The sequence below is a fragment of the Desulfurivibrio nitratireducens genome (assembly GCF_044068515.1).
Lineage (GTDB): Bacteria > Desulfobacterota > Desulfobulbia > Desulfobulbales > Desulfurivibrionaceae > Desulfurivibrio.
In genome coordinates, this window is sequence record NZ_JBIPKI010000075.1 from 1 (window position 1) to 5,341 (window position 5,341).

The 5,341-nt window shown below is 64.8% G+C and carries 5 protein-coding genes; all 5 read right to left on the bottom strand.

Annotation, left to right across the window (positions count from 1 at the left end):
- Positions 1–519: 519 nt before the first annotated feature.
- The 5 genes from ACHHTY_RS11680 to lptB all read right to left on the bottom strand — a co-directional run bounded on the left by ACHHTY_RS11680 (position 520) and on the right by lptB (position 5,275).
- The gene (locus ACHHTY_RS11680) at positions 520–1,929 is read right to left on the bottom strand and encodes an FAD-binding oxidoreductase (RefSeq protein ID WP_395494341.1); all 1,410 of its coding nucleotides are present in this window, start codon (positions 1,927–1,929) and stop codon (positions 520–522) included.
- Between the two features lie 61 nt (positions 1,930–1,990).
- Positions 1,991–2,419: a RapZ C-terminal domain-containing protein gene (locus ACHHTY_RS11685; protein WP_395494343.1), complete on the bottom strand. Its 429-nt coding sequence runs from the start codon at positions 2,417–2,419 to the stop codon at positions 1,991–1,993.
- Positions 2,412–2,879: a PTS sugar transporter subunit IIA gene (locus ACHHTY_RS11690; RefSeq protein WP_395494344.1), complete on the bottom strand. Its 468-nt coding sequence runs from the start codon at positions 2,877–2,879 to the stop codon at positions 2,412–2,414. Before ACHHTY_RS11690 ends, ACHHTY_RS11685 begins: the two co-directional genes overlap by 8 nt.
- Positions 2,880–3,025: 146 nt before the next feature.
- Positions 3,026–4,519, bottom strand: coding sequence for an RNA polymerase factor sigma-54 (rpoN, locus tag ACHHTY_RS11695; RefSeq protein WP_395494345.1), 1,494 nt, complete (start codon positions 4,517–4,519; stop codon positions 3,026–3,028).
- Positions 4,520–4,528: 9 nt separating this feature from the next.
- Positions 4,529–5,275 carry an LPS export ABC transporter ATP-binding protein gene (gene lptB / locus ACHHTY_RS11700; protein WP_395494346.1) on the bottom strand — a complete coding sequence of 249 codons (747 nt, stop codon included), beginning with the start codon at positions 5,273–5,275 and terminating at the stop codon, positions 4,529–4,531.
- Between the last annotated feature and the right edge of the window lie 66 nt (positions 5,276–5,341).

Here is a 5,341-nt window from a genome sequence, read left to right on the forward strand (position 1 = left end):
CAAGGATTTGTCGGTCGCAAGTTCTTGCTTTCACCACCGCCGGCGCGGCCATCGCCGCCGGGGCCGATTACCTGGTGGTGGGCCGGCCGATCCGCACCGCCGCCGATCCTCTCGCCATGGTGGCGGCTTTGCAGCAGGAAATCGCGACAGCTTTGGGGCAAAAAGGGAGCAACTAAAGGTAATCGGCAAAAATTCCGGCTGAAAAGTAAACCACAGAGAGCACAGAGGACACAGAGATAATTTGGCCAGTTTTGCCGAATATCACCAAACTTAATTGACCGGCAGCAGCGGAATAACTTCTTAAAATATTAAGAGGACTTTCGGTAAAAAAATCCTCTGCGCTGGCATTTATTGCCGGTGCTCATTTTTTTTCCACCAGCTTTTCGCCCCTGACTTCTCTGTGCTCTCTGTGTCCTCTGTGGTAAATTTTTTTTTAAAAACTTTGTTCAAGCCCCCAACAGTTTAACCAACCGTTAATCCAACCTTTTTGCGTAAATTAAGTAACAAGCGGCTCGGCCTTCAAGCCGGCGGGAAGATCTTGCCGGGATTGAGGATGTTGGCCGGGTCGAAGACCTTTTTCAGCTTGCGCATCAACTCCAGGGCCGCCGGCTCCACTTCGGCGGCGATGGCCCCCGCCTTGCTGATCCCCACCCCGTGCTCGCCCGAGAGGGTACCGCCCAGTTCCAGCACCCTCCTTTGAATGGCCTCCCGGGCGGCGGCCGCCGCCCGGCGTTCGCCGTCGTTTTCCCGATCCAGCATGATATTGACGTGAATATTGCCGTCGCCGGCATGGCCGAAGGTGAAGATCGGCAGGCCGGTGGCGGCGGCCAGCTCTTCGGTGGCGGCCACCAGCTCGGGAATCCGGCTGCGGGGCACCACCACGTCGTCGCTGCTTTTGTGGGGGCGGAGTTGGAAGGCGGCAGGCGAGATAGCCCGGCGGGCCGCCCAGAGCTGCTCCGCCTCGGCCGGCGAGGCGGCCCGGCGCAGAATGACCCCCGGCTGGGTGGCGATGAATTCCTCCAGGCGGCGGCCCTGGGCGGCGATTTCCGCCTCGTCGCCGGCGAATTCCAGCAGGAGCAGGGCCGCGGCGGGAGCGGTACGCAGGTCGGCGGGGAGGCGGTCGGCCACCAGGGCCAGGGCGGTGCGGTCCAGGTATTCCAGGGTCGAAGGGGTCAGGCGGCGGAGGATGGCGCTGACCAGGGCGGTGGCCCGGGCCAGATCGGGGCAGAGCAGCAGCAGGGTGCTTTTGGCCGGGGGCAGGGGAATCAGGCGCAGGGTGATTTCGCTGATCACCGCCAGGGTGCCTTCGGAGCCCACCAGCAGGCGGGTCAGGTCGTAGCCCACCACCCCTTTGGCGGTCCGGACCCCGGTGCGGATGATCTCACCGCTGGCCAGCACCGCTTCCAGGCCCAGGACATAGTCGCGGGTGACCCCGTACTTGACGGCGGCCGGCCCGCCGGCCCCGCAGGCGACGTTGCCCCCGAGGGTGCAGAAGGCCCGGCTGGCCGGATCCGGCGGGTAGTAAAGGCCGTGGCGGGCGACCTCGGCCTGCAGGTCGGCGGTGATCACCCCCGGCTGGACCACGGCGATCTGGTTGTCCGGGTCGATGGCGATGATCCGGTTGAGCCGGGCCAGGGCCAGGATAATACCGCCCTGGACGGCCAGGGCGCCGCCGCACATGCCGGTGCCGGCCCCCCGGGGAATCACCGGGGTTTGGCTCGCGCCGGCCAGGCGCAGGATGGCGGCAATCTCAGCGCTGCTTTGGGGAAAAACCACCGCGGCGGGGGGATAATCCTGGCCGGAACCGTCGTAGGCGTAGGTCAGCAGCTCCTCGGGGGCGGCGGCGACCCGGTCGGCGCCGAGCAGTTCGCGCAGGCGGCGGAGCAGCTCGGCGCCTTTGGCGCCATCTCCGGCGGGATATTCAGTCATCAGGCCCACCCATTCAAGAAAGTTCAGGTTTGTTGCAAGGGAAACGACCAGCCGGAGCCGGTTATTCCCGATCGATATCGCGGTGTTCGAGGTTGACCGGCGCGGTGGCGGCCAGGGCTTCGGCCAGGGCCTGGGCCACGGCCGGGGAACGGTGGCGACCGCCGGTGCAGCCCACGGCCACGGTCAGGGATGGCCGCCGGGCCGCCCGGGCTTCAGCCAGGATGAACTGAAGCAGTTCCAGGTGCAGGGCGAGAAAGCGGGCCCCGGTGGGATTGGCGAGGACAAAGGCGGCGATCTCGGCCTCGAGACCGTGGCGGGGGCGCAGTTCCTCAACCCAGTAGGGATTGGGCAGCACCCGGGCGTCGAAAACCAGGTCGGCGGCCGGCGGCGGCCCGTATTTGTGGCCGAAGCTGAGCAGGTTGAGATGCAGGGTCTCAGTGGGCCCGGCATCTTGCGGCAAGCGGTGATTTTCGTTCTTGGGCTCATTCATAACTTGCGCCCGCTTCGCCGCGGAGGCTGGCCGCCAGTTCTTCCCGGCTTTCGGCCTGGAGCAGCCGGGCCCGGACCTGGGAATCCCGGAGAAAGCGGGCCAGTTCGGCCAGGCGGCTGAGGTAGGTGGCGGCGGCGGCGCTGGGGGCCAGGAGCAGGAAGAAAAGATGGATCGGCCGCCCGTCCGGGGCGGCAAACGGCACCCCCTTGGAGCTGCGGCCCAACACCACCAGCACCTCTGCCAAACCCGGCACCTTGCCGTGGGGAATGGCGACCCCGTCGCCGATGCCGGTGGAGCCCAGCTCCTCCCGGGCCTCGAGAATCGCGCTCAACTGGTCCGGGTCCAGGTGGGGGGCCTGCTCCACGGCCGCCGCCGCCAGTTCCCGCAGGGCCTCCTTCTTGGTGGTGGCGCTCAGTTCGGGAATTATCAGAACCCCCTCAGCATCATTAATCGCATTCATTTAAGTAATCTAATCATCCTTGAAGTTGATAAGGGCGGAAAACATTCAGCAGTGCCGCAGATTGGGGCAAGCGGGCCGGCGCAGCATAGTTGGCTATGCAAGCCGGACCGATCGCCCCAAAATGTGGTGCTGCTGAAAGTTTTCCATCAGGGTCGGCGGCGGAGTTTGGAGGGCAGGATCCCCAGTTGTTCACGGTACTTGGCCACGGTGCGGCGGGCCAGGCGGATGTCGTCGCGGGTGAAAACAGCGGCGATGGCGCTGTCGCTCAGGGGTTTCCTGGGATCCTCGTGCTGGATGATGCTTTTCAGCCGCTGCTTGATGCTTTCGGAGGCCAAAGCGTCGCCGCCGTTGGTGTTGATGGTGGAATTGAAAAAGTATTTGAGTTCGAAAATGCCCTGGGGGCTGTGGACGTATTTGTTGGTGGTCACCCGGCTGATGGTCGATTCGTGCATGCCGATATCCTCGGCCACGTCGCGCAGCACCATGGGCTTGAGCCGGGCCACCCCGTGCTCGAAAAAGTCGCGCTGAAACTTGAGGATGCTCTCCACCACGCGGTAGATCGTGCGCTGGCGCTGCTGGATCGACTTGATCAGCCACATGGCCGAGCGCAGCTTTTCCTGGACGTAGTCCTTGGTGGCGTTGGGGGCGGTGGAGTCCTTGTCGAGGATTTCCCGGTAGTAGTTGCTGATTTTCAGGCGGGGCAGGCCCTCGTCGTTGAGCAGAATCACGTATTCCTCGCCCAGCTTGTGGATATAGACATCGGGGATGATATAGACCGGCTCCTCATCGGAGTAGAGCCGGCCCGGGCGGGGATTGAGTCCGGTGATCACCGCCACCGCCGCCGCCGCCTCGTCCGGCGAGCGGCCCGTGGCCTTGGCGAGTCCACTGTAATTGCGGGTCTCCAGCAGGTTGAGGTGGTTCTGGACGATGCGGGCCGCCAGGGAGTCGGCCAGGCCCAGGCGCTCCAGTTGCAGCAGCAGGCATTGGCGCAGATCGGTGGCTCCCACCCCGGCCGGATCCATCTCCCGGACCAGGGCCAGCACGGCGGCGGCGACGGCCGGGCGGCACCCGGTCTGGGCCTCGATTTCCTCGGGTTCGACGGTGAGAAAACCGTTGGCATCCAGGTTGCCGATGATGAACTCGCCGACCTTGCGCTCCTCCTCGGTGATCCGGGAGAGATTGAGCTGCCATTGCAGATGGGATTGGAGCGAGGGGCGGGCGCTGAGGATATCGAGACGGGAGGGGGCTTCGTCTCCGTCCCGCTCCCGGCCGCTAAAACCGCCGTCGCTCTGGTCGGCGGCGTATTCGTTCAGGTAGTTGCCCCAGTCGATTTCCCCCAGGGAGGAGGGGGATTCCATTTCCAGTTCGCTGGTTTTTTCCGGCTCGGGGCGGCTCGGTTCATCTTCTGGCCCGCGGTTGCCTTCTCCGCCTCCGTCCGGCAAGGTGTCGGAGCCGGTGGGATCCTCGCCCTCCGGGGAGCCCAGGCCCTCTTCCAGCACCGGATTGATTTCCATCTCGTGCTGGATGGTTTCCGCCAGCTCCAGGCGGGAGAGCTGCAGGAGTTTGATCGCCTGCTGCAACTGGGGAGTCATCACCAGTTGCTGGCTCAGTTTCAGGTTCTGTCGCAGTTCCAGGGCCATCTCGGATCGTTAAAGGGTAAAGTTTTCGCCCAGGTACAGCTGGCGGGCGTCGGGGCAGCGAATGATATCCTCGGCGGTGCCGCTGGTCAAGATCCGGCCGTGGTTGACGATATAGGCCCGGTCGCAGACCTTGAGGGTTTCGCGGACATTGTGGTCCGAAATCAAGACCCCCAGGCCGCGCCTTTTCAGCTCCCGGATGATCTGCTGGAGGTCGGCCACGGACAGGGGATCGATGCCGGCGAAGGGTTCGTCCAGGAGGATAAAGCGGGGTTCCATGGCCAGGGCCCGCATGATTTCAACCCGCCGCCGCTCGCCGCCGGAGAGGGAGTGGGCCGGGTTGGCGGCCAGATAACCGAGGCGCAGTTCTTCCAGCAGGGTGTCGATGCGCTGCTTGATCTCATCCTTGCCCAGGCCCAGGGGCTCCAGGACGATCCGGACGTTTTCGGCGACGCTGAGTTTTTTGAAGACCGAAGGTTCCTGGGGCAGGTAGGAAAGTCCCTTGCGGGCCCGGCGATGGATGGGCAGGGCGGTGATGTCCTCCCCGTCCAGCAGGATCCGGCCGGCGTCGGGCCGGATAAAGCCGGCGATACTGTAAAAAGTGGTGGTCTTGCCCGCCCCGTTGGGGCCGAGCAGGCCCACCACCGAGCCGGTTTCCACCGTCAGGCTGATGCCGTCCACCACTCGTCGCTTGCGGTATTGCTTGACGATGTTTTCGGTGGCCAGGGTTACCGGGGGGGCTGTTATGGCCGCAATCATGGGGTCTCCGGGCCTGGAGCTGGTCCCGGCTGCTCGTCGGTCGGCTCCGGCGGGCCGGGCTCGGCA